This is a genomic window from Haladaptatus rarus (assembly GCF_054177585.1).
The window spans coordinates 1-22,537 of record NZ_JBPEHG010000012.1 but is presented as its reverse complement, the minus strand read 5'-3'; the positions used below and the strand labels follow the sequence as shown (position 1 = coordinate 22,537).

At 60.6% G+C, this 22,537-nt stretch carries 22 protein-coding genes; 12 read left to right on the top strand and 10 right to left on the bottom strand.

All coding sequences use genetic code 11. From position 1 onward, the window contains the following. Window position 1 precedes the first annotated feature (1 nt). Window positions 2-565, bottom strand: coding sequence for a twin-arginine translocation signal domain-containing protein (locus ACR3FE_RS20340; RefSeq protein ID WP_458209398.1), 564 nt, complete (start codon window positions 563-565; stop codon window positions 2-4). 156 nt (window positions 566-721) lie between these two features. On the opposite strand from ACR3FE_RS20340, the gene ACR3FE_RS20335 reads away from it, so the two are divergent. Beyond that, complete coding sequence (locus ACR3FE_RS20335; RefSeq protein WP_458209396.1) at window positions 722-1,261, top strand: hypothetical protein; 540 nt, start codon at window positions 722-724, stop codon at window positions 1,259-1,261. Between the two features lie 3 nt (window positions 1,262-1,264). Here ACR3FE_RS20335 and ACR3FE_RS20330 read toward each other — a convergent pair whose 3' ends face one another. Continuing rightward, the gene (locus ACR3FE_RS20330; protein WP_458209395.1) at window positions 1,265-1,873 is read right to left on the bottom strand and encodes a hypothetical protein; all 609 of its coding nucleotides are present in this window, start codon (window positions 1,871-1,873) and stop codon (window positions 1,265-1,267) included. Window positions 1,874-2,196: 323 nt separating this feature from the next. Here ACR3FE_RS20330 and ACR3FE_RS20325 point away from each other — a divergent pair, with 323 nt between their 5' ends. The 3 genes from ACR3FE_RS20325 (at window position 2,197) to ACR3FE_RS20315 (ending at window position 5,214) form a co-directional block, all read left to right on the top strand. Beyond that, window positions 2,197-3,054: a succinate dehydrogenase/fumarate reductase iron-sulfur subunit gene (locus ACR3FE_RS20325; protein ID WP_458209554.1), complete on the top strand. Its 858-nt coding sequence runs from the start codon at window positions 2,197-2,199 to the stop codon at window positions 3,052-3,054. A gap of 205 nt (window positions 3,055-3,259) precedes the next feature. Then, window positions 3,260-5,005 carry a cbb3-type cytochrome c oxidase subunit I gene (locus ACR3FE_RS20320; protein WP_458209394.1) on the top strand — a complete coding sequence of 582 codons (1,746 nt, stop codon included), beginning with the start codon at window positions 3,260-3,262 and terminating at the stop codon, window positions 5,003-5,005. Next, window positions 5,005-5,214 (top strand): DUF6684 family protein, encoded by a 210-nt coding sequence (locus ACR3FE_RS20315; protein ID WP_458209393.1) that lies wholly within the window; start codon window positions 5,005-5,007, stop codon window positions 5,212-5,214. The genes ACR3FE_RS20320 and ACR3FE_RS20315 overlap by 1 nt, the downstream gene beginning before the upstream one ends. Window positions 5,215-5,277: 63 nt before the next feature. On the opposite strand, the gene ACR3FE_RS20310 is transcribed toward ACR3FE_RS20315, so the two are convergent. Both ACR3FE_RS20310 and ACR3FE_RS20305 read right to left on the bottom strand, forming a co-directional pair. Continuing rightward, on the bottom strand, window positions 5,278-6,297 hold the full coding sequence (locus tag ACR3FE_RS20310; protein ID WP_458209392.1) for a Gfo/Idh/MocA family protein: 1,020 nt from the start codon (window positions 6,295-6,297) through the stop codon (window positions 5,278-5,280). A gap of 63 nt (window positions 6,298-6,360) precedes the next feature. Continuing rightward, the gene (locus tag ACR3FE_RS20305; protein WP_458209390.1) at window positions 6,361-7,614 is read right to left on the bottom strand and encodes an outer membrane protein assembly factor BamB family protein; all 1,254 of its coding nucleotides are present in this window, start codon (window positions 7,612-7,614) and stop codon (window positions 6,361-6,363) included. A gap of 175 nt (window positions 7,615-7,789) precedes the next feature. On the opposite strand from ACR3FE_RS20305, the gene ACR3FE_RS20300 reads away from it, so the two are divergent. Beyond that, window positions 7,790-8,227, top strand: coding sequence for a hypothetical protein (locus ACR3FE_RS20300; protein WP_458209388.1), 438 nt, complete (start codon window positions 7,790-7,792; stop codon window positions 8,225-8,227). On the opposite strand, the gene ACR3FE_RS20295 is transcribed toward ACR3FE_RS20300, so the two are convergent. Genes ACR3FE_RS20295 through coxB form a run of 3 tightly spaced genes read right to left on the bottom strand, consistent with a single transcriptional unit; the run spans window position 8,224 to window position 11,725 of the window. Further along, entirely contained in the window at window positions 8,224-8,484 is a 261-nt protein-coding gene (locus tag ACR3FE_RS20295) for a cytochrome C oxidase subunit IV family protein (RefSeq protein ID WP_458209386.1), read from the bottom strand. The two genes, ACR3FE_RS20300 and ACR3FE_RS20295, sit on opposite strands and share 4 nt — an antisense overlap. Window positions 8,485-8,486: 2 nt before the next feature. Further along, window positions 8,487-10,958: a cbb3-type cytochrome c oxidase subunit I gene (locus ACR3FE_RS20290; protein WP_458209384.1), complete on the bottom strand. Its 2,472-nt coding sequence runs from the start codon at window positions 10,956-10,958 to the stop codon at window positions 8,487-8,489. Beyond that, window positions 10,955-11,725: a cytochrome c oxidase subunit II gene (gene coxB, locus ACR3FE_RS20285; protein ID WP_458209382.1), complete on the bottom strand. Its 771-nt coding sequence runs from the start codon at window positions 11,723-11,725 to the stop codon at window positions 10,955-10,957. The genes ACR3FE_RS20290 and coxB overlap by 4 nt, the downstream gene beginning before the upstream one ends. A gap of 90 nt (window positions 11,726-11,815) precedes the next feature. Between coxB and ACR3FE_RS20280 the strand changes: the two genes are divergently transcribed. Beyond that, window positions 11,816-12,343, top strand: a complete 528-nt coding sequence (locus tag ACR3FE_RS20280) for a DUF6789 family protein (protein WP_458209381.1) — start codon at window positions 11,816-11,818, stop codon at window positions 12,341-12,343. A 27-nt stretch (window positions 12,344-12,370) separates the two neighbouring features. Here the strand turns inward: ACR3FE_RS20280 and ACR3FE_RS20275 are convergent, their stop codons facing one another. Further along, window positions 12,371-13,693: a M28 family peptidase gene (locus ACR3FE_RS20275; RefSeq protein WP_458209379.1), complete on the bottom strand. Its 1,323-nt coding sequence runs from the start codon at window positions 13,691-13,693 to the stop codon at window positions 12,371-12,373. Between the two features lie 176 nt (window positions 13,694-13,869). Here ACR3FE_RS20275 and ACR3FE_RS20270 point away from each other — a divergent pair, with 176 nt between their 5' ends. From ACR3FE_RS20270 to ACR3FE_RS20255, 4 genes are all read left to right on the top strand, one after another. Continuing rightward, window positions 13,870-15,726, top strand: a complete 1,857-nt coding sequence (locus ACR3FE_RS20270) for a bacterio-opsin activator domain-containing protein (RefSeq protein WP_458209377.1) — start codon at window positions 13,870-13,872, stop codon at window positions 15,724-15,726. Window positions 15,727-15,847: 121 nt separating this feature from the next. Beyond that, window positions 15,848-17,629 carry an asparagine synthase-related protein gene (locus ACR3FE_RS20265; protein WP_458209375.1) on the top strand — a complete coding sequence of 594 codons (1,782 nt, stop codon included), beginning with the start codon at window positions 15,848-15,850 and terminating at the stop codon, window positions 17,627-17,629. Window positions 17,630-17,821: 192 nt separating this feature from the next. Then, window positions 17,822-18,076 carry a hypothetical protein gene (locus tag ACR3FE_RS20260; protein WP_458209374.1) on the top strand — a complete coding sequence of 85 codons (255 nt, stop codon included), beginning with the start codon at window positions 17,822-17,824 and terminating at the stop codon, window positions 18,074-18,076. A 19-nt stretch (window positions 18,077-18,095) separates the two neighbouring features. Continuing rightward, window positions 18,096-18,260 carry a hypothetical protein gene (locus tag ACR3FE_RS20255; protein WP_458209373.1) on the top strand — a complete coding sequence of 55 codons (165 nt, stop codon included), beginning with the start codon at window positions 18,096-18,098 and terminating at the stop codon, window positions 18,258-18,260. Here the strand turns inward: ACR3FE_RS20255 and ACR3FE_RS20250 are convergent. Further along, the gene (locus ACR3FE_RS20250) at window positions 18,257-20,059 is read right to left on the bottom strand and encodes an ATP-binding protein (RefSeq protein ID WP_458209371.1); all 1,803 of its coding nucleotides are present in this window, start codon (window positions 20,057-20,059) and stop codon (window positions 18,257-18,259) included. The two genes, ACR3FE_RS20255 and ACR3FE_RS20250, sit on opposite strands and share 4 nt — an antisense overlap. Window positions 20,060-20,219: 160 nt before the next feature. On the opposite strand from ACR3FE_RS20250, the gene ACR3FE_RS20245 reads away from it, so the two are divergent. Together ACR3FE_RS20245 and ACR3FE_RS20240 are read left to right on the top strand one after the other, a co-directional pair. Beyond that, window positions 20,220-20,423, top strand: a complete 204-nt coding sequence (locus ACR3FE_RS20245; protein ID WP_458209370.1) for a hypothetical protein — start codon at window positions 20,220-20,222, stop codon at window positions 20,421-20,423. Window position 20,424: 1 nt separating this feature from the next. Further along, complete coding sequence (locus ACR3FE_RS20240; RefSeq protein ID WP_458209368.1) at window positions 20,425-21,474, top strand: NAD(P)/FAD-dependent oxidoreductase; 1,050 nt, start codon at window positions 20,425-20,427, stop codon at window positions 21,472-21,474. A 46-nt stretch (window positions 21,475-21,520) separates the two neighbouring features. Here the strand turns inward: ACR3FE_RS20240 and ACR3FE_RS20235 are convergent, their stop codons facing one another. Further along, window positions 21,521-22,300 (bottom strand): helix-turn-helix transcriptional regulator, encoded by a 780-nt coding sequence (locus ACR3FE_RS20235; RefSeq protein ID WP_458209367.1) that lies wholly within the window; start codon window positions 22,298-22,300, stop codon window positions 21,521-21,523. Window positions 22,301-22,537: the final 237 nt, after the last annotated feature.

Sequence of the window (22,537 nt, the reverse complement as noted above, 5' to 3'; positions counted from 1 at the left end):
ATCAGTTTTTGCCGTTCGATTTGTCCACGACTCTGACCGTGTCGAGTCCGAGCAGGCGGCAGCCGGCTTTCGTTTCCGCTTCGAGGACGAGATACTTGTCGCTCGGCATGAGGTCGAGGTCTCGGGTGCGGAATTTCAACACCGTGTCGTTGTCACCATCGCCGTCAAGGTCTTCGCGCGTCATCCGGATCGGCATCGCGGATCGACCGTCAGATTCCGAGAGGAGTCGTTCCATATCCTCACAGGAGACACCACTCCATTCTGGGTTCATGTAGTCCTGACAGCCGGAGAACTGCACACAGCGGTGGCCAGCCGACGGAACGAGGCGAACGCTGTCCATCTTCACGTTCGGCCACCCGACGGCCACGCTGACGACGCCGTTGTTCTTCGGGTTGATGGAATTCGGACAGCTGTTCGGTTTCACGTCCACCCAGCAGGTCTTACAGCAACCATCTGCACTTGCCAGTCCGGTGACCATCGGAAGGCCGATCGCCGCAGTCGCAGTCGCAAGAACACCCTTCTTGAGTACAGTTCGGCGGGTCTGAGGAAGTTGATTCGATTCCATAAAACTCGTATATAGATTGTCGGGAGAGGTATTATAATTATTGTATGTTATAAAGACAGCTTGCGAATTTCGTAATGTATCTTGGAATAATTGTCGATATAACGGATTAGCTGTTCGCCCACGGGAATCAAGCATCTCCCAGCTGAATGGCGAATGATGACGGGGGGACATACCAGTAGACGTTCGTTCGTGACACTGGTCGGGGTGGCACTCGTCGCCGTGCTATCCGGCTGTGCGTCGGAGACGACCGGCGATGGGCAGACGACCGGCGAAACGGAAACGACGGAGACCACCCGAATGACACAGACGCAGACGACTGCGACCGACCTCGACCTTCGGGAGGCCAACGTCGTCGGCGTCGAATTCGAGCGCGAGGGACGGTCGTACACCTTCGACGTGACGCTCTATCACGACGACGACGGCGAACAGGGCTACGCGAACTGGTGGCAGGTCGAAACGCTAGACGGGGAGCGACTGGGTCGGCGCGAACTGCTCCACGCGCACGGGACTGAACGGTTTACGCGCTCCGAGACGGTCGAGATTCCGAAAGGAACGCGGCGCGTCGTGATTCGGGGGCACGACGAGACACACGGCTACGGCGGGCAAGCGATGGTCGTGGATCTGGAGAGTGGTGAGAATCGGGCCGTCCAGCAAGGTTCGGAGACGAGCACCAACACGACGACTCAGGGCGAGTGAGAGTCAGTCGTACCGTATCGCCCGCCGACGGCACACGACCGGAAGGATAGCAGTGTATTCTCGCTGAGGGAACAGCATCGTCACTTCGGCCGACCGAGGCGTCACATCGACGACCGTCTGGAACGATATATCTGGCTCGGAGATGAGGTCGCCATCGCGGGAGTACAGGTACTCGTAGGAGACGGTTACGCCGAGATTGACATCCCACTCGAATGCAGATTCGGTCGCTGACTGGTCAGTGCCTGTCGAATCCAGGTCAGTCAGATTCACCTCTCCCACACCGACAGAGATGCCAGTACCGGTGGGCGATTCGTCCGTCAAAATAGTATGGACGTGATCGGCAGCGTGATCAGTGGCTCGCCTCGTTCCCCACTCGTCGAACGACATCGTGCTCGTCTGGCCAGAATCGTAGTGGATACGCACGCGATCGCTCTCTTCGAGATACTCGTACTCACGGATCGGTTCGGCTTCGACGGAAACCGAGGATGCCCCCCCGAGGCGGGTCACGGGGTCGATGTCGGGGTCGAAATCGGACGAGGTGCTACTCGAACAGCCACTGATCAACGGAGCGAGGGCAGTTCCGGTGGCTACGAGGAACCTGCGGCGATTCATATCACCACTCACCGATAGGGAGGAATAAGTTTCCCCCACGTTGATGTCTCCGTGAATCACGCCCACGACATAGTTTGCACTCGTCATCACAAACAAAAGTCAGAATCTGACAGTACACTCCAGTACATTTCAGTAGAAAACAGTACATCACGTTCAAACAGTACATCACGTTCGGAAGATCGTTCGAATGCCGCTTTTCCTCGATAGTCCGGCGGAGCGTGTGAACCGTCGGCGGTACTTATTGTCGTTCGACCCGAGATACGGTCGGAGAGGGGTTTCCGATGAGTCAACAGGAACAGCAAGCCGAGCAACCGGATGCCGAGATGCGAACCGAAGACGCCCAGCTAGACGAGATGCGAGCAGAGCGGTCGCCACAACAGCGGCGATTGGCCGAGAAAGCGCGACGGCGGGAGCAACGCGACGCGGAGGCCGAACGGGCGGCGGAAACGCCAACTGAGACGGTTCATCTGAAGGTGTTCCGCTACGACCCGGACGTCGCCGAGAAGGAGAAACCGCGGTTCGATCACTTCTACGTCCCCAACGAGCGCGGGTTGACCGTCCTCGACGCGCTCATCTACGCACGCGACCACTTCGATACGTCGCTGACGGTGCGCCACTCCTGTCGGCAGGCCATCTGCGGCAGTGACGCCGTGTTCATCAACGGACGACAGCGACTCGCCTGCAAGACCCAGATCTCGGATCTGGACGAACCGGTGCAGGTCGAACCACTACCGCATCAGGAGGTCATCAAAGACCTCGTCGTGGAGATGGAACACTTCTACGACCAGATGCTCGCTATCGAACCGTACTTCCAGACCGACTCGCTTCCGGAGGACGAACTGGAAGAACAGCGCCAGTCCCGCGAGAACCGCGAGGAGATCAAGATGGCCACGCGCTGCATCTGGTGCGGCGCGTGCATGTCCTCCTGCAACATCGCAGCGGGTGACAACCAGTATCTCGGCCCGGCGGCCATCAGCACGGCCTACCGCTTCGCTATGGACGAGCGCGAAGGCGAAGGGATGAAAGAACATCGGCTGGACGTCATGGATCAGGAACACGGCGTCTGGCGCTGTCAGACCCAGTTCTCGTGTACCGAAGTGTGTCCGAAAGACATCCCGCTGACCGAGCACATCCAGGAACTCAAACGCGAGGCGGTGAAACAAAACCTCAAATTCTGGTGAATCGAGACGTGTTGATCTGGCGATGAGAGAGCCCCACGATAGGTCGTTTTCGCGAGTGGTTCGACATCGTGACCACCGAGGAACTACTTTCTCGACACCATCCCGCGTCCACAACGAAACGACGGCGTAGATTGAATGCGAACTGACGCAGAATAAATGACAATTGACCGAAAGGAATTACCCTCTTCCGGCCAACTACAGAACGATGGCTGCGATTAGTACGGAATTGGCGCTCACAGTCCTGATGGGTGGATTCCTCCTCGCCGTGTTGTTCTACGTCCTTCGCGTCGAGGATTGGCGGTCATACACACCAGCAGGTGGGGGGGTGGGACAGGTCGAAGAGCGGCGAGTCGAGTACGCAGAGAAACCAGGTGGAGCCCTCCGATGGCTGACGACGGTCGATCACAAGGATATCGGGATGCTATACGGTCTCTACGGCCTCATCGCGTTCGTCTGGGGCGGCATTGGCGTCCTCCTGATGCGAACCGAACTGCTCACACCCGAATCCATGTTCATGCAGGCGCAGATGTACAACGCCCTGCTCACGACGCACGGTCTGACGATGCTCCTGCTGTTCGGCACGCCGATGATCGCGGCGTTCGGGAACTACTTCATCCCGTTGCTCATCGGCGCGGACGACATGGCGTTCCCCCGCATCAACGCCATCGCGTTCTGGCTCCTGCCACCCGCCGCGATTCTCGTCTGGATCGGCTTCCCGCTCGCACTGCTCGGTACTGGCATCCAGGCGCCGCAGACCAGTTGGACGATGTACACGCCCCTGTCGATCGAACAGCCGACTCCGGCGACAGACCTAATGATCCTCGGGCTGCATCTCTCCGGCATCAGCACCACGATGGGTGCGATAAACTTCATCGCCACCATCTTCACCGAGCGCGACATCGACTGGCCGCAACTCGACCTCTTCTCGTGGACGATGCTCACCCAGTCGGGACTCATCCTCTTTGCCTTCCCCCTGCTCGGCAGTGCCTTCATCATGCTTCTGCTCGACCGGAACTTCGGCACCACCTTCTTCGCCGCCGAGGGCGGCGGTGGCCCCATCCTGTGGCAACATCTGTTCTGGTTCTTCGGCCACCCCGAAGTGTACATCCTCGTCCTCCCGCCGATGGGACTCGTGAGTCTCATCCTCCCGCGGTTCTCGGGACGAAAGCTGTTCGGGTACAAGTTCGTCGTCTACTCGACGCTGGCCATCGGTGTCCTCAGCTTCGGCGTCTGGGCCCACCACATGTTCGCCACCGGCATCGACCCACGGATTCGCCTCAGCTTCATGGCGGTGTCGCTGGCTATCGCGGTGCCGAGCGCGGTGAAGGTGTTCAACTGGATCACGACGATGTGGAACGGGAACATCAGACTCACCGCGCCGATGCTGTTCAGTGTCGGCTTCGTCCAGAACTTCATCATCGGTGGCGTCACCGGGGTCTTCCTGGCGTCGATTCCGGTCGACCTCGTGCTCCACGACACCTACTACGTCGTCGGTCACTTCCACTTCATCGTGATGGGAGCCATCGCCGTGGCCGTTTTCTCGGCGGTCTACTACTGGTTCCCCATCTACTCGGGGAAGATGTACCAGACGAGGCTCGCCCACTGGCACTTCTGGCTGACCATGATCGGGTCGAACGTGACGTTCTTCGCCCTGATGCTCCTCGGCTACGGTGGGATGCCGCGTCGGTACGCGACCTACCTCCCGCAGTTCACGTCGCTCCACCAGATCGCCACATTCGGCGCGTTCATCCTCGCGCTGGGGCAGTTCATCTTCGTCTGGAACATCGTCCAGTCGTGGCTCGAAGGCCCGGTGGTCGAAGACAGCGACCCGTGGGATCTGGAAGCGGAAGGAATGAGTTCGCCGGAGTGGGCGTGGTTCGAGAAGAAGCGCGAGACGGCACTCGCGGATGGGGCGATGGCAGACGGCGGCGACGAAGGAGGTGAGAACTGATGCCACACCCAGTGTGGAATCGTGAGACACTGCTCGACCTGACGGTGAACGTCGTTCCGCTCGTCATCCTCGCGTTTTTCTTCTTCCTCTTCCTGTTCTTCTCGCCGTGGGCACCGAACACCTTCATCGAGGTCATCAGCCTCGGATTGACGCTCATCCCACTCGTCCTGCTCGCACTGCTGACGTGGGTGGCCGCCCACTACATCTGAGACGTATCTGAAGACGAAAACCGGGTGGAGCCGGGTGAAACCGGTGAAATGTCCGGGAGTTCGTCAGTCGAGATGTATCGAGACGCTCTTACCCGTCCGAGCAGACTCGTATGCCGCCTCCGTGAGCGCGGTCACGGCGTACGCGTCGTGGGCGGTCGCGGGAGGTTCCTCACCGTTCTCGATGCAGTCGATGAACGCACCGGCTTTGCTCTCGCGCCGCTGGTTGTTCATGAAGGGAATGACGGTGGTACTGTCCTCTCGAACCTCGGTCAACTGGCGGGGTTCCCACTGTCTTCCTTCGAGGTAGAGCGCACCTTCGTCGTCCCAGATGTGGATATGCTCGCGGACGCAGGGTGCGTCGCTGTACACCGAGATGCTGGCGGACGACCCTTCCTCGAACTCGACCGTGAGTTGCGCTCGTTCGTCCACTCGCTGTTCGTCGTCGGCGAATTTCATGTTCGCCTGCACGGACTTTGGCGTCAATCCGGTCGTCCAGAGGACGGCGTCGATGAGATGGCTCCCGGTGTCGTAGAGGTTGCCACCGCCGGAGAGGTCGGGGTCGGTTCGCCACGCGTCCTCGAACCGTGAGATCCAGTTCTGCGTGATCTCTGCGCTGATGAAGCGAGGCGTCAGGTCGGTGCCGTCCCATCGTTCTCGTGCCTTTGCGAACGCCTGGTTCAGGTGGCGCTGGTAGCCGACCATCAATACCTGATCGCCCTGGCTTCGTTCGGCGAGTTCGCGGGCAGTCTCCTGGTCGGTCGTGAGCGGCTTGTCACAGAGGACGTGAAGTCCCTGATCGAGGGCAGCAGTCACCTGCTCGTAGTGGAAGGCGTGTGGCGTTCCGATTAGCACGGCGTCCAGTTGCTCCGAATCGAGCATCTCGGCATAGTCGTCGTACCGCGACCCTTGCCCGACGTAGAGCGACTCACCAGCCTCGGTTCGTGCTGCCTCGCTCACGTCCGCGAGTGCGACGACCGACGCTCGACGATCTTCTTCGAACTCTCGACCGACTGTGGTTCCGATAAAACCGCAACCGATGATGCCGACTCGAAGCTTTTCCGATGTTGGATTCGTTCCTGACATAGATTACTCCGTCGTTGAAGAAATTTTCACGCTCGTTCCGTTAGAGCGGTCGTGACTTATGTTTCATGGCCCATTCTCCGATTCGTACGAGAGTGAAACGACCCGGCCATCACCGTAGATGACGTAGATCTCGTCGGCCCCATCGCCATCCAGATCGGCGAGTGTCGGGTGGGTGTAGATAGGCACCGAACGCTCGTACGTCGCCAGCACGCGCCCCGAGTCGGGAGCGACGACCGTGACTTTCCCGTCGTTCGTCGCTGTCACCAGTTCGGCGTCGTCGTCACCGTCCACGTCACCGACGACCGGTGGCGGCGTCATCTGGGTGCCCGTCGTCAACGAGGTCTTCCACTCGACGGTGCCGTCGGTCGCCTGAAGTGCGAACAGCGTTCCGTCGCGTGAGACGGCATACACCTCCGGCGTTCCGTCGTCGTCCGCATCCACGACGTCGTGAACCGCCGCGAGGTCGCCGACCGACCGTCGCCATTCGACGCTCCCATCGGCACCGTCGAGCAGGACGATCGCACCGTCGGACGTTGCGACGGAGATCTCGATGGCCGGGTCACCGTCCGCCTGTCCGCTACCCAGCCAGAGGATCGAGTCTTCGATAGCATCGGTCTGCCATTCTGTGGTGTTGTCTCCACCGAGAAGCACGACGCGACCGCCACCGTGCGCTGCCACACCAACCACGAGTTCGGTGGAACCGTCCGCATCGAAATCGGCAGTGGTGGGTTGTGCCCACACCATCCCGCCGAGGTTACGATGCCACAGTCCGGTTCCGTTCGCGCTGACTACGGACAGTCTCCCCTGCACGTCGACCACGGCGGTTTCTCTGCCCGACTCGGGTGCGAGGTTCGCAACGACGGGTTGGGTGTAGCCGTACGTGTCGAGTTCGTGTCGCATCGTTTCCTCCCCGGAGAGCGCCTCGTAGGCCGCCACTCGTCGTTCCGTGCTCGAAGCGAGCACTTCGCGGTCGCCGTCGCCGTCGAAATCTGCGACGGTCGGGTCGGCGACGGCGTGGAGGGTGCAGTTCGCTGGTGGAACTCGATGGTTCCACACGACGTTTCCGTCACCGGCATCGAGTGCGTACAGTCCACACCCGGTGCCGTTTCCGCGGTCGCTGATCGGTGCGAAGACGAGTGACTGGTTCGAGAACGTGGCTGCCGCCGGAGCGTGGTGATTCCCGTTCATATCCCGCCCGGTATCGCTGACCCAGCGTTCCGAGAGGGTTCCACCGCCGTCGGTTCCGAACGCGAAGAAGCCGACGCCGACGAGGGCGGCAACGACGACGAGGAGGACGACCCCGGTTACGACGCGCATCGGTCGGTGTTAGAATTCACTGGGCAAAAGCCCTCCCTCTCGCTGCCGATATTCGAAAGCCGAACCACGGTCGATTCGGTCTGTCCACAATATGTCGGTGACGCCGCTCCGCGCTTCGTTTCTCTCGCTGGACGAACGTTTATGCTGTTGGAAACATAATGATAGTACGTTACGTATGGCGTCCCTCGGCTACGTCGCAAGTGCCCTCGTGATGGGATTCGTGCTGGTCGCACTCGCGCTCGGACTCACACGCGGGCGAAACTGGGAGCGATATACGATGGAGGGAAGCGAGCGCGATAGCGCCGATGTCATTCGAAAGACAGCTTCGAATCCGACCGTCTGGGTGCTCGCGTTCGTCCTGTTCTCGCTCGTCGCTGGCGGCGGAGCCATCCTCTTCGTCAGTGGTGAATCCGTTCCGGCATCCATGCAACAGGGAGCGACACTCGCAGTCGTCTCGCTCACGATTCTCCTCGGTGCAGGATACATCTTCTGGGGTACGTACCAGTCGTCACGCTATCGCGGACTCGACAGTGCACAGGCCACGCTCGCGGCGCTCTGGGCATGGGGTATCCTGTTCGTCCTGGCCGTGACCGTGAAACTCGTGATGGGTTAGAGGATGGAGTACGACGCCGCGAGCGTGAGCGCGAGCGCGGCGAGGAGGCCAGCCACCACGACGAACGTGATCGACCGCGGTTCGTACCGAAGATGCTGGTAGTAGCCCGCGACGAACAGTGCTTTCACGAACGACAGTACGATGATGACCGTGAAGCCGGTCCAGTACGTCAACTCCGCGAACTCGACGAGCACCTGCGCTGTCGCCAGCACGAACAGGAGGACGTATATCGCGGTGTACAGTTTCGTCTTTGTCATGGTTACAGGATGTAGAACAGTGGGAACAGGAACAGCCATACGATGTCCACGAAGTGCCAGTACAGCCCGAAGTATTCAATGGGGCGTTCGTCGTCCAGATACGCCCCACGCCACGCGCGTGCGACAAGGTACAACACGATGAACAGCCCGACGACGACGTGTGCGCCGTGCAGTCCGGTCGTCAGGTAGAACGTCGAGGTCTGGACGTTCGTCGAGAGTGTCTGGCCCTCGTGGAACAGTTCCTGCCATTCGAGTGCCTTGTTCACGAGGAAGCCGACACCGAGCAGGAACGTAACCACGAGGCTCGCAACCAGCCCCTTCCTGCTGTTTCGCTCCGCCGCTACGAGCGCCAGCACGACGCTGAAACTGCTCGTGAGCAGGAGATACGTGTTGACCAGTCCGGGGAGTGGGTCGTGCGGAACCGGATGCCAGTCCGTCCAGCCGTACGAGACGCGGATGAACGCGTACGAGCCGATGAACGCACCGAACAGCACCACGTCGGAGGCGAGGAAGATCCACATGCCGAGTTTCGTGTTCTCGACGCCAGCGAAGGGCCAGCTTTCACCGAACGGCCCCTCAGGTCCGTGGAATCGCTCCTTCGCCATCGAGACGAGTGCGAACACCCCGAGCGAGAGTCCGGACACGAGTGCGACGAGATAAGCAGTTCCCGCCGTCCCGCCGACCAGTTGGCCCTGTTTGAATCCGGACAGTCCCAGAAAGGTGAAAAACGCCCCGACGCTGACGACGAACGGCCAGATGCTCGCGTGGTCTTCACCGTGAGCGACTGCTGTCGCGCCACCATCGGGCTGAACGTCGGACGACGCTCGGGCCACGTCGACGTCAGACGACGTTCGAGCTACGTCGGTCGCTTCTCCGCCGTTCGTCGCGCTCGATGCGAACCGGAGCGACCCACTGGAGAAATTCGGACGCCCCGGGAAGTTATCGAGTGGCGGCGGCGAGGGGATCGCCCACTCGGTCGTGGTCGAGTACGCCCACGGGTTGTCGTCCGCGGTCTCGCCAGCGACGAGGCTCTTCGAGAGGTTGTAGAACATCACGAGGAACGAGATACCCAGGATGAACGCACCAACGGTGGCGAGGCGGTGCCACGGGATGAAGGCCGCGTCGTACACGAAATCGCGGCGTGGCGTCTCCCACGCGATGAACATCGGGAAGTACAGGAGGTTGAAGCCGACGAAGTACAGCGCGAAGTGAACCTTGCCGAGGAACTCGTCGTACATCTTCCCGGACATCTTCGGGAACCAGTAGTAGAGACCGCCGACGAGCGCGGTCACGCCGCCGACCATCACGTAGTGGAAGTGAGCGACCACCCAGTAAGTGCCCCGGAACTCGTAGTCGAGGACGACCGCACCGAGGAAGACGCCCGTGATACCGCCGATGATGAACAGCAAGAGCGCGCCGAACGAGAAGAGGAATGGCGTCGTAAAGCGCACCCGCCCTTTTATCATCGTGTAGATGAGCGCGAACACCATCAGGTCGAACGGAAGCGAGATACCGATGGTGGTCGCCATGAACAGCGTCTTGATCTGGAGGTTGATGGCGGTCAGGAACATGTGGTGCATCCAGACCATGAAGCTCTGCACTGCCACGAGTATCATCGCCAGGATGAACCACTTGCGCCCGACGAGGCGCCTGCCGGTGAACGTCTGGAACGTCTCCGCCATTACGCCTAGCGCGGGGAAGAAGACGATGTACACCTCGGGGTGGCCGAAGAACCAGAACAGATGTGCCCACAGCAGTGACCCACCGGCTTTGGCCGTGAAGTAGGTCGTTCCGAGTAGCCGGTCGGAAGAGAGGATGAGCAGTGCCGCCAGCAGTGCGGCGAACGCGAAGAGCATCATCCAGACGGTGAGCAAGATCGTCCACGAGAACAGTGGCATCTTCCAGAGCGTCATCCCCTCGGCGCGCATCCGGTGCATCGTCGTCAGGAAGTTGACCGACGAGACCGTAACCGAGGCGACGAACAGGGTCAGTGCGAGTATCGCGGTGGACGCGCCGATGTCCGGCATGTAGACGGGGAGATTGAGTGGCGCGTACATCGTCCAGCCGCCCGAGAGGCTCCCACCCTGGAAGAACGAGACGCCGAGCAAGAGACCGGAAAAGAGATAGAGCCAGTACGAAAGCGCGTTGAGTCGCGGAAATGCGAGGTCTTTCGCACCGAGCTGCAAGGGAACGACGTAGTTGGCGAACCCGAACGCGAACGGCGAGAGGAACCAGAAGACCATGATGAGACCGTGCGTGGAGACTGCCTGATTGTACGAGACAGACGTGAGAACACCAGTCCCCGGCGTCCACAGCTGGAGGCGCATCAGGAGTGCCAACACGCCGCCGAAGATGAGGAAGAAGAGCGCGGTGATGGTGTAGAGGATTCCCACGTCCTTGTGGTTCGTCGTGACGAGCCACCGTCGGACGGAACTGGTCGGCGGAAACGCGCTGTGGTGGGTTTCGTCGGTCATGCTGTCGTAGTGGTGGTGGTCGAGTTGTTCGTCGTGGTGTTCGAGCTACTGGTGGAGTTGTTCGTCGTGGTGGTCGAGTTACCCGTGTTCGCGTACCACTCCTGGTACTTGTCCGCCTCCATCACTATCACTTCAGCTGTCATGTAGGAGTGGCCCGCCCCACAGAGTTCGAAACAGCGAGCTTCGTAGGTTCCCGTCTCGTCTCCGATGAACCACGTATCGGTTTGCTGGCCCGGTATCGCGTCCATCTTCACCCGTAGCTCGGGGACGCCGAACGTATGGAACACGTCGTCAGAGGTGATGATGAGTTTCACCTCCTTTCCCTTCGGCACCCGTAACGTATCGCTCTCGTGGCCGTTCGGATAGATGAACGTCCAGCTGAACTGGGAGCCGACGACTTTCACCTCCAGCGCGTCCTGGTGTTCTGCTGGTTCGTCGCTTTCGACGTAGAGGAGCGTCCCGTACGTCCACAAGATGAGCGAGAGGACGATGATGGCGCTGAGCGAGAAGGAGTACGCCAGTTTTCGCCCGCCTTCGCTTCCGCTCGGTAGTTCACCGAGAGCCGGGGGCGTGAACTCGCGTTTCCCATTGCCGTCCCGGTATTTGTACGCATTGTACACCATATACCCAATGACGACGACGCCCACGAGCACGCCGAGCACAAGGAACACGATGAAGATCTCCCGAAACACCTCTGCCCGTGTCCCACGGGGGATCAGTCCATCTGCTTCACCGTGCAGGGGGAATAATCGGAAGTACCCCATCATCTCTTTAAACTTAATGATTTTCTATTTACTTAGATGTTACGGAGGGCTACCCAGGGAACGTTTTTACCCTTCCGAGTGGTATGAACTATCATGGCAGATAATGACACACAATCCGTCGTTGATGTCGATGTTAGCGAAGAAGTCGCAGAGCCAGACTTCGACAGTCTCACCGGAATCGTCGTGGACGGGTTGATCGGTGCCGTCGGTGGATTGGTCGGCACTGCAGTCATGACCGCGGTACTCCTGGTTGCCGCGAGCATCGGCGCATTCGATCTCAATTCGTTCGTCGTGCTCGCCGATCTCACCGGAGCAGGGGCGCTCTATCCTGCGAATCCGGCGGCGATCGGGTACCTCGTCTTCCTCGCCGGCGGGATGATAACGTGGCCCCTCCTGTTCGCCTCTATCGGGTCGTATCTACCGGGCGAGAAGTACGCCACGAAGGGGATTCCCTACGGGTTCGTCCTCTGGACGGGGTTCTCTCTGGCGTTCTACGGCGACTACACGGGGATCTTACTCGTCCTCTATCTCCTGCTGACCCTACTCAGCCACTTCGCCTACGGCTTCGCGCTCGGTGCCGTGTTCGACTACCTCTCGAACCGTCCGACGACGTTGGTGTGAGTCGTACCGCGAAACCGATCTTCGAACCTAACCGTCGTAGGGCCACCGCCCGCCGATCTTCAACTCCTCGACGTAGCCCTCGTCGATTTCCTCTTTGATGTCGTCGCGCGATTTGTGGGGAATCTCACGTCCTTCCTCTGCTAGCGCAACCACGACGTTCGTCAGCACGAGAGCTAACGCACGCAGGTCGCGGATGTCCAGTTTGTCCAGCGTATCTGCGTGGGTGTGACCCCAGCCGCGTCCGCTTCCCTCCGAACGCGAGTAGGCCATGACCGCCGGGACACCCTCCTGGACGAACGCCCACTGGTCGCCGTGGGGACTGATTCCCTCGTGTGTCGAGAGCGGGACGCGCAGGTCGGCGGTCACCTCTTCGAACGTCTCGCTGAGTTCGTCGAAGCCATTCGTGCCGACGCCGAGATTGCGGGAGTTCCCCGCACCGTCGATGTTGACGACGCATTTCACCGAATCCAGATCGTGTGTCTCGGCCCAGTGATAGGCTCCGTAGAGGCCGATCTCCTCCGAGCCGAAAGTGACGAGGCGGACGCGCGTATCGAGTTCGGCTTGGCCGAGCAGTCGGCCAATCTCGGCGACAAGGGCGCTTCCCGCGCCGTTGTCGTTCGCCCCTTCGCTGATATCGTGGGCGTCTACGTGGGCGGTGACCAGGACTTCCTCGTCCGTGTTCGGGCCGACGACCGCTTCGACGTTCCGCGAGTTGGTAGGCTCGTTTCGACAGTCGACCGAGAGCGCCACTGTCTCGCCGTCGTACTCCCGGAGCAGTCGTGCCCCGATCTCGGCTGAGACACCGATCGCCGGAATAGGGCCGGGGCGGTTGTGGTAGCCTACTTCACCGGTCGGTGGCAGACAGCCTTCGACGTGATTTCGGAAGACGAAGCCGACCGCCCCGGCGTCCGCTGCACTTGCGTACTTCTCCATCCGGTGAATCCAGCGGTCGTGACTCTCAGGCGTCTCGCTCGACGCCATCACGATCTTTCCATCGAGGTCGTGCTCCTCGAAGTCCTCTGGCAGGCCACAGCCGACGTCGACGAGTTCGGCAGTCGCTTCACCGCTCGGCGTCCCAGGGAGTGCGATGACCTCGTGGTCTGCCGCGAACGTTTCGTCACCGGCGATGAGCGACGACGAACCGCGCCACCAGCCGGGAATCTCGAACTCGTTTATCTCGACCTCCCGTGCGCCTGCGCGCTCGAAGGCATCCGCGACGACTCGTGCGCCTTCGGCTTCGCCCTCCTGTCCCGCCATCCGGTTGCGAACGGAGACGAGCGATTCGAGCGTCTCCCACGATTCGGTGCTCGTGGCGGCATCGCCGACGACCGATTTGGGTACTAGTGACATACCACATCCTCCCACCCGGACACCAAGAACCTCCGGAACCCGGCACGCCTTACAGGGAGTCGAGAGGAATTCCCGATTTTCCATCCGCAGTCGAGGCCCGTGTCTTCCCGACTGCCAACGGGCGACCGCTCGCCGATAGCTGAACGCCTATCTGCCCGGACAACATAGGCAACCGCATGGATGGCTCTGACCAGCCCACGGCTGTACGGCAGGCGGTCGAGCGCCTCGCCGACCCCGTTCTCGCGCTCGACGCCGACTGGCGGGTGACGTACCTGAACGACCCGGCACGCGACGTGCTCGGACTCGCCATCGGCGAACGACTGCCGGTGGCGCTTCCGACGACCGTGGGAGAGACGATACATGAGCGATGTCAGGAGGCGGTGAGCGACGACGAACCGCGCTCGTTCCGACTCACGGTCGGCGAGACGCGATACGAGGTCACCGCCCATCCCGACGAGGGAGTGACACTCCAGTTCCGCGAGTTCGACGTGTTGGAAGACGTGAGTGCGGAACTCGAACTGAAAGAGCGAGCCATCAACGAAGCACCGGTGGGGATCACCATCGCCGATGCCCGGAAGGACGACGAGCCGCTCATCTACATCAACGAAGCGTTCGAGGAACTGACCGGCTATCCGTCCGAGGAGGTCGTCGGGCGAAACTGTCGATTCCTGCAAGGCGAGGACTCGGATCCAGAGGCGATCGCCGCGATGCGAACCGCCATCGACGCCGACGAACCCGTCACGGTCGATGTGCAGAACTATCGGAAAGACGGAGAGCAGTTCTGGAACCGGGTGACCATCGCACCAGTTCGTGACGAACAGGGGGAGGTAAGCCACTTCGTCGGCTTCCAGATGGATATCACCGAGCGAAAGCGCGCCGAGTTCGCCGCTCGCAGGCGGGCCGACGAACGCGAACACCTCCTCGAACGGATCGAAGGACTGCTCGGTGACGTGACGAGCGCGGTGGCCGAAGCATCCACTCGGGAAGCCATCGAGGCGGCTGTGTGTGACCGGGTGGCGAACGTCGAACCGTACACGCTCGCGTGGGTCGGAGAGCGCGACATCCGAACCGACCGCGTCGAAGTTCGCGCGATGTCGGGAGCGGGTGACCCGAATCCCGACCACCCGGTACTCACCCGCGCACTCGAAACCGGCGAAGTGCAAGTGGCAGACGGTGACAGCGACGACTGTGCTGCAGTCGCCGCCGTCCCGCTTACTTACGACGATTCGGAGTACGGCGTGCTCACAGTGTGTGCTGCGGAGTCGGACGCCTTCGATGAACGTGAACAGGTCGTTCTCCGGTCGCTGAGCCGAGCGATCGCAAGTGCGATCAACGCCCGCGAGACGCGAAGGATCCTCATCGCCGACAGCGTGGTCGAAGCGGAGTTCTCGTTTCGGAGTCCGGAACTGTTCTTCAAGGACATCACCGACCGAACTGGCGGTGAGCTCACCTACAGTCAGTCGGCCAACCGCGACGACGGATCGGTCGTCTCCTTCTTCACGATTCGTGGGGCTACTCCCGATGCAGTTCTCGATGCAGTCGAAGACAGGGACGACGTGACGGACGCGAAATTGGTCGCCGACAGAGATGGCGAGATGCTGTTCGAGTTCGTCCTTCCGGCGGGAACGCTCGTCTCGACTATGTCCGATTACGGCGGGAAGACGCAGGCGATAACGGCCACTTCGGACGAGGCGCGGGTGATCGTCGAGTTCCCCCAAGAAGCCGACGTTCGCGGCCTCGTCGAGCGACTGAAAGATTCCTACCCCGGCACGGAACTGCGCGCGTATCGTCACCGCGAGCGACCGGCGCGGACGAAGGGGGATTTCATCGAGAATCTGGCCGACAGTCTCACCGAACGCCAGTTGACCGCCCTCCAGAAAGCGTACGTGAGCGGGTTCTTCGACTGGCCTCGCCCAGTGACCGGCGACGACCTCGCCGAGTCGATGCAGATCTCTCGGTCGACGTTCCACGAACATCTGCGAGCCGCCGAGCGCAAGCTCTGTCAGGAGTTCTTCGAAGACACGAGAGTTTAGTCAAGACACGAGGGCGTGGGACGTCCAACCGGTTTTTCTCACCCTACGCCGTGCGACAGGGAGAACCTAATTCCGCCGAAAGCATCACATAACAATATAGGCAGTCGTGAACGTCAGAGCTATGCCCGGCGTAACCGGTGGCACCGTTAGCAGTCGAGCGCTCGGTGATATGTTCGACGTGATGGACGACGAACCGTGGTACGAGACTGCCGAACTGTCCGCAGGAGACTGTCGAATCGGTCTCGTCCACCACGGGCAGAGAGACCGAAATGGCTGGACGACGTGGCGTGACGACGAAACGGTCGGAGTGCTCCACGGAGTGGTGTCGAACCGCACTGAACTGGGGCTTTCGACCGACGAACTCTTCGAACGAGTTCTCGACGACCCCGACCGAACCCTTCCGGAACTCAGCGGCCCATTCCTGCTCGTGGCCGCCGACCGTTCGTCCGTAGTCGTCGCGACCGATAAGCTCGGGACGCGACCGTGTTACTACTCGACCGTTCACGGGTTCCTGTTCGGGAGCGAACTCAAGTCGCTGGTGACGCGGCTTTCCGACCCTCGAATCGACGACCGGGCGGTGAGCGACATGCTATTCATGGGATTCGTCTTCGGTCGAAAGACGCTCGTGAACGACGTTCGCTCGCTCCGACCCGCATCCTACCTGCGGTACGAGGATGGCAACGTCGAGACCTATCGCTACTGGGAACCCGATTTCGGTATCGCCCCGCAGGAAGGCTACGTCGCCGAGACTGTCCGGCAGTACCGACGAGTCGTCTCCAACGTCGCCAGTACCATCGGTGGCCGGGCGGGGGTGTGGCTCTCGGGGGGACTCGACAGCAGAACTCTCGCCGCCGCCCTGAAAGACGAGGTCGGCACCGTCCAGACGTTCACCTGCGACGATTCGCCGACACAGAACGACAGAATCGGCGCAGAGCGCGTCGCCCGGTCGCTCGAACTGCCGAACCAGTTCTGTGACTACTCCGTCGAAGAGTACGTCGCTGCCATAGACCGGGGTGTGAGCATCACGGACGGGATGTTACAGTGGTCGTTCTTCGGCAACGTCCCCACTACGTTGAACGACGTGGCCGGGCAGGTAGATGTGGTGTTCGACGAGAGCAGTCAGGGCGAGTTCTTCGGTGACGTACTCTATCGGTCGTATCTGACCAGCAAACAGCCGGTCGATGCGCTGGTCGCCCAGAAATCACAACTGCCCCCCGCTGACGTGCAGGCTCTCCTCTCCCCTGACGTGATGCCGAAACAGTCGCTAGGTCGAGTGGTCGAGATGAGCAGACAACCCCAGCTCGAACATCGGACGCTCGACGCCCTCTGGCGAATCTTCGCGGATTCACAGTTCCGCACGAACCGACTCTACCGGAGCCAGGCCGGAACGCGGGTTCCTTTCGCTGATGGCGAATTTATCGATCACGTCGCCAAGATGCCCTACGACCGATACCGAATCGGATGGATTCCTGGGACGCGAGGTAAGGTTCCCTCAGCGGTCGCCCCGCTCAAACTCGAAGTCGCCCGTCGCGTCGCTGGCCCTGCCGCAAGGGTGCCGTACAGTCGAACGAATCGCCCGCCGACCTCCCCCCTCGCCCTCCACACAGTCGGGTTCGTCACACAGAACGTCAAAAAGCGGATCGGCGGGCCGACGACCTGCCGACCAGGTCGATGGTACAGAGACGACTCGAAGATGCGCGCGTTCGTAAACGAACTGGTAGATGATGCCTGTGAGCGCGACGTTTTCGACTCGGATGCCGTACGCGACCTCCAGCGCGACCATATGACCGGAAGAACCGATCATCTGAAACCGATATCAGCCATCACGACCCTCGAACTCTGGGCACAGAAACATCTCGACGCGCTCCGACCGTCCACCGGTCAGCACGTTCCAGTCCGGTAGTTGGCGGCGGGAGAGATACCCCTTAGGGCATATGGAACGGGATAGGAGAATTCAGATCTGTAAAGAGTTGATAAAACAGAAATGATAAACTATGTATCCACCGTTGATAGCTGTAAATTCTGATATTTATCGGAGCGTCTGATGAAAACTTATAACCACAGGGGAGTCAGTGGCGATACAGGCTGGTCAGTAGTGACCGAACGAACGAACGACGAACCAACGAACGAAGCGACGGACGAAACACCGGTCGATTACCGGAAAGCCCTCGTCCTTCCACTGCTGGGAATCTGCTGGTTGGGATTTCTCGTCTACACCGATCTCAACGGTGACGGAGCCAACGTCGATCTCATCGCCATGCTACTCGGTATCGTGCTGATGGTTGCCGGTGTGTTCAGATTCCTTTCCGGTTCCAGCGATGGGGACGAGGCACCGAAAGATGAAGACTGACGGTCACCAACTAGTGGTGATGGCAAGCCTCGGCGCATTTCTCTTCCTCGAACTGCTCGTCGCAGTCGTACTGCTATCCGTCGGTGGCCTGCTCGTCTACCGATGCCGGGCGTCAGGCGAGTGGGAACCTCGGGGATTGCTGGACGCGGAACGCGACGCTGGAATCGACGAGGAGTGGCGTTAATCTCGCCACTGGGAGTGCAGTTCACTGTGGTGTGCCCGCTCGTCTGGGTCGGTGATGACGGCGATCATCGCTTCGCGGTCGAGAGCGTACTGTCGTTTCTCGTCGCGCGTGACGAACGACCGTTTTTTGAGCTCCGAGAGGAGGCTCTGGATCTGTTCGACGGACGCCGTCACCTCGTTTGCGAGGTCGTGAACCGTCATCGGGCCTTCGGTTGCGAGTGTGGCGACGACGTCCCACGTATGGTCTTCGTTGCAGAGTGATTCCCGGCGTGCAGCCGCGATTCGAATCACCACGGGGCTAGCGTTCGCCAACTCTACCAGGGAGGCCGACTCGGGAATCGAGACGTTGGAGACGGCGCTCCCGAGTTCGTAGCCCCGCTCCCGAAGTCGTTCCTGATACGCTTCGATCGACTCGTCGTGTTCCGACATCGTGTCGGTGCCATCGTCCGAACCACCTTCGAGTATCGCTTCCGGTGCCGGTTCGAACTGCGTCTCATCGAACTGCGTCTCTTCGGACTCTCCATGGGCGGTCTCCGGTTGCGTCTGCTCGTCACTCGGCGACTCGGTCGCTTCCTCTGGTCTCGCGTCATCTGAACTCTCGTCTTCCGAACCCTTCCCTTCGATCGAACTCGTGTCGCCCGATTCCGATGCTGTCGTTTCGAACGAACCCAGATCCGTCTGTTCGTTCTCCAGTTCGGCCACTCGTGTTTCGAGTTCGCGGATTCGTTCGTTCTTCTCGCGGAGTCGCTGTTCGAAATCCTCCGGCCCGCCGACGTCACCGTGTGCGAGAGCGTTCGCCATCTTCCGGGCGGCGGACGACACGTCACGCGCAGTTTGCAGTTCGTTTTCCAGGTCTGCGATCTGTTCTTGCTTGCGTTCCAGTTGGCTTTCGAGTTCGGCCACCCGGTCGTGTTCCTGCTCTTTGAGTTCCGTGATTCCTTCCAGGTCTTCCATCAGCGCGTCGCTGACCGATTTGAGTTCCGGGCGCTCGAAGTCGTCCAGTCCGGGTGTCGCACCCGCGTCGAACGTTCGCTTGCGGTTGAACTGCACCCGCCGGATGCTGCTATCTGTCCAGTCGGTCTGGACGAACGCCTCGCCAGCGTTCAGGTCGGGAACCGCCTCGCCGTACTCGTCACCGACGATTCGACTGACGACCTTCGTATCGTTCTCCCACGTCAGCCGATGCCAGACCAGCCAGTTCGCCTGCGTGATGAAGTCCTTCTTCACGTCGGCAGGGCGCTGGCTGATACCCATGATACCGAGACCGTGTTTCCGCCCGCGCTTGCCGACCTTGATGAGCATCTTGCCCGTCTCACCCATCCCCCCACCTTCGGGGATGTACTCGTGGCACTCCTCGACCACCAGCAAGAACGGCTTCTTCAGCTTCTTCTCCTTGGCGAACAGGTGTCTCGCCGTCTCGCGGATGAGTTCGTCGGCTTCGTCGTCGTCCAGATATCCCGATACGTCCACGATGACCGGAACGTTCTGTTCGAGCGCGAGCGTCGCGACTTTCTCGGCGTGCGCGGCACCGACCTGGATGTCACACTCCTCGTCCGCGCCGACGTGCAGGAGTTCGTACTCCTCTTTCAGCCCATAGTACTCACCGTCCGCGTCGATGATGGCGACCGGATACCCCGCGTCCAGCAGTTGCTCCACGACGACGGATGCGGTGTTCGACTTGCCCGACCCCGATTTCCCGGTGACGAACCCGCGGCCTGTCAGGATCTCGACCACGGGGATCGTCACCTCGGAGCCGTCAGAGACGAGGTGCCCCACCGACAGTCGTTGTTCGTTGTCCATTTTCTTGCATACTGGTATCGACAGATGTTCCTTGAACTTTTGCATCATTCTCCGGGTAGGTGAGAACCACTGACGTGTTTGGTTCCGGCTTCACTGATAAACCCTCGGACGCCACAACCACTTTCCTGCCAGCGTCCGAACCCTCGATAGGTGTCCAGCTATGCCGATACCAGGAGACGACACGTTCATCCAGGACGAACTGGAGGAAGCAGCACCGGACGACGAGGAGAACGAATCCGAGGAAAGTGTGGAAAACGAAGAGGAGGTGAACGGCGAGAGTGCCGAAAACGAAGGAGAGGGGTCGGAAGATACGAACGCGGAGCATGGGGAGGCCGAAGAGGCCAGATCGGACGAGGAGAACTGACGTGACTCGCGTAGCCGTCGTCGGTGCTGGTGTCGCCGGACTCGGCGTCGCGTACGCACTGCGCGACGACGCGGACGCGACCATCTTCGAGCGAGCCGACGGCGTGGGAGGTCGAACTGCCACACGAACGCAGGCTGGGTGTATCTACGACACCGGGGCAAATTACGTAAAAAGCGACGACGAGCGCGTGTCTCACGTCGTCCGTGAACTCTCGAGCGGCGGGGATAGCTGGGATGGACTGGTCGAAGTCGAAGGGGACGTCTGGACGTTCGATGCGGACGAGACGATCTCCGAGGGGCGCCACGAGGACATGCCGAAGTGGACATACCGGGACGGTATCGAAACCCTCGGCGAGCAACTGCTCGACGCGAGTGGGGCGACCATCCGACTCAACGCTCGAATCGCCGGTATCCGCCGAGATCAAGGATGGTACATCGAAGATGCTGGTGGAGACGAGCACGGCCCGTGGGACGAACTGGTGCTCACGCCACCAGCGCCGATCACTGCGTCTTTGTTAGACCTCGCGGATTGGGACGACGATCTGCGGCGAGAGCTTCGTGAACACGTCGGGCACGTCCCCTACAGGACGCTACTGTCTGTCGCACTCCACTACCCCTTCGAGTTCGACAGACCGTACTACGCGCTGGTGAACACCGACAAGGAGCACGACGTGGGATGGGTAGGCCGCGAGTCCTGCAAACCTGGACACATTCCGGACGGAGAGAGTCTCCTCGTCGTCCAGATGGCTCCGCACTGGTCGGCAGAGCACTACGACCACGACGATACCGAAGTCGCCGCAGCGGTCGCCGACAGGGTCGCAGATCTCTGCTCTGACCACTCGTTGGCAGCCCCGGACTGGTTCGACGTGATCCGATGGCGGGACGCACTGCCGGACGAGGGTGCCGACTTGGAACTACTCCAGCAGGCGGAATCTGAACGGCTCTGGTTCGCTGGCGATTGGGCAGCAGGTGAGGGACGAGTCCATCTCGCGCTCCGCTCGGGTCTCGACGTGGGAAGTCGGATCGCCGAGAAAAGTAGGGAAGTCGAGTGAAGCGGGGGATTTTAGCGAAGAGAGAATGAGCGGGGTGCAGGGAGCCTCAGTGTAAGAGGTCGCTGTGTTCCCGGAAGGGTGTCGCCTCGGCGTGATACTGTTCGTACAATGACTCGGCCCACTCCCGAACGTCGGAGTCGTCGGTGTCTGCGAAGACGCGAAGCACACCCATGTCGTCGTATCCGCCGATACCGACTCGATCGTCGAACAGCGACAGTCCGAAGGGAAGGTCGTCGTGGACGAGCAGTTCGAGTTGGCCGCTTTCGACTGCGTCGTCGATCGATTCGCGGTAGTTCATCAGAATCTGTTCGATGACCTCCGGGAGGTAGACGATCTCCGTCTGCATCCCATCGAGGATGTTGTCCCGGATCTCGTCGACGTACATCGGGGCGATGCTCGTCGTATCGAATCCTCGCAGCGTCTCCGAATCACTCAGAAGGGTGACGAACCGTCGAACCGGTCCGTAGGGGTCACCTGCTTCCGGTACCGTGATCGTCGCGTCCGTGAGCAGTTCGATGTCGAGGTCGGTTTCATCGAGGGAGGGGAGTACGGGTTCGAGTCGGACCGCCACCTCGATAGTCGTCTTCAGCCGTTCGACCTCCCCCGCGACGACTCTCCCGAGTGGAATTAGTTCGTATCTCCCATTGGTTCGTTCGACGAGCGAATCGTTTCGGAGCCCACGGACGATTCGGTGGGTCGTCGTCCGTGAGACGCCGATCTCCGCCTGCAACTCGCTTCGCGTGAGTGGACTGCTTTGCAGTGCTCGTAACGTCGTCGCTCGCCGAACTGCGGTGATGACGAGTTCGGAAACGCCATCGTCGTTCATTACACTTGAAACGGCGTTCGTCTTTATAGTGTTTGGCTCCCTGAAAACTGTTTCAGGTCGTGAAATCGTCCCAGGTGCCGGGAAAGTACCACTCAGCAACCATATAGATAAATCGTTCGGCTCTGGTGAATCACTAGACGGCGTCGGATTCGTCCGTTAATTCGAAGGAGTTGAAGCGGAAGAGTCCGGATGCTCAATGTCCAAGATCTCCCGCTTCACGAGCAAAGCGGTTACGTT

Excerpts from the sequence above, each read along its gene's own strand:
- ACR3FE_RS20340 (WP_458209398.1), bottom strand. The coding sequence starts at position 565 with ATGGAATCGAATCAACTTCCTCAGACCCGCCGAACTGTACTCAAGAAG.
- ACR3FE_RS20335 (WP_458209396.1), top strand. The coding sequence starts at position 722 with ATGACGGGGGGACATACCAGTAGACGTTCGTTCGTGACACTGGTCGGG.
- ACR3FE_RS20330 (WP_458209395.1), bottom strand. The coding sequence starts at position 1,873 with ATGAATCGCCGCAGGTTCCTCGTAGCCACCGGAACTGCCCTCGCTCCG.
- ACR3FE_RS20325 (WP_458209554.1), top strand. The coding sequence starts at position 2,197 with ATGCGAACCGAAGACGCCCAGCTAGACGAGATGCGAGCAGAGCGGTCG.
- ACR3FE_RS20320 (WP_458209394.1), top strand. The coding sequence starts at position 3,260 with ATGGCTGCGATTAGTACGGAATTGGCGCTCACAGTCCTGATGGGTGGA.
- ACR3FE_RS20315 (WP_458209393.1), top strand. The coding sequence starts at position 5,005 with ATGCCACACCCAGTGTGGAATCGTGAGACACTGCTCGACCTGACGGTG.
- ACR3FE_RS20310 (WP_458209392.1), bottom strand. The coding sequence starts at position 6,297 with ATGTCAGGAACGAATCCAACATCGGAAAAGCTTCGAGTCGGCATCATC.
- ACR3FE_RS20305 (WP_458209390.1), bottom strand. The coding sequence starts at position 7,614 with ATGCGCGTCGTAACCGGGGTCGTCCTCCTCGTCGTCGTTGCCGCCCTC.
- ACR3FE_RS20300 (WP_458209388.1), top strand. The coding sequence starts at position 7,790 with ATGGCGTCCCTCGGCTACGTCGCAAGTGCCCTCGTGATGGGATTCGTG.
- ACR3FE_RS20295 (WP_458209386.1), bottom strand. The coding sequence starts at position 8,484 with ATGACAAAGACGAAACTGTACACCGCGATATACGTCCTCCTGTTCGTG.
- ACR3FE_RS20290 (WP_458209384.1), bottom strand. The coding sequence starts at position 10,958 with ATGACCGACGAAACCCACCACAGCGCGTTTCCGCCGACCAGTTCCGTC.
- coxB (WP_458209382.1), bottom strand. The coding sequence starts at position 11,725 with ATGATGGGGTACTTCCGATTATTCCCCCTGCACGGTGAAGCAGATGGA.
- ACR3FE_RS20280 (WP_458209381.1), top strand. The coding sequence starts at position 11,816 with ATGGCAGATAATGACACACAATCCGTCGTTGATGTCGATGTTAGCGAA.
- ACR3FE_RS20275 (WP_458209379.1), bottom strand. The coding sequence starts at position 13,693 with ATGTCACTAGTACCCAAATCGGTCGTCGGCGATGCCGCCACGAGCACC.
- ACR3FE_RS20270 (WP_458209377.1), top strand. The coding sequence starts at position 13,870 with ATGGATGGCTCTGACCAGCCCACGGCTGTACGGCAGGCGGTCGAGCGC.
- ACR3FE_RS20265 (WP_458209375.1), top strand. The coding sequence starts at position 15,848 with ATGCCCGGCGTAACCGGTGGCACCGTTAGCAGTCGAGCGCTCGGTGAT.
- ACR3FE_RS20255 (WP_458209373.1), top strand. The coding sequence starts at position 18,096 with ATGGCAAGCCTCGGCGCATTTCTCTTCCTCGAACTGCTCGTCGCAGTC.
- ACR3FE_RS20250 (WP_458209371.1), bottom strand. The coding sequence starts at position 20,059 with ATGGACAACGAACAACGACTGTCGGTGGGGCACCTCGTCTCTGACGGC.
- ACR3FE_RS20245 (WP_458209370.1), top strand. The coding sequence starts at position 20,220 with ATGCCGATACCAGGAGACGACACGTTCATCCAGGACGAACTGGAGGAA.
- ACR3FE_RS20235 (WP_458209367.1), bottom strand. The coding sequence starts at position 22,300 with ATGAACGACGATGGCGTTTCCGAACTCGTCATCACCGCAGTTCGGCGA.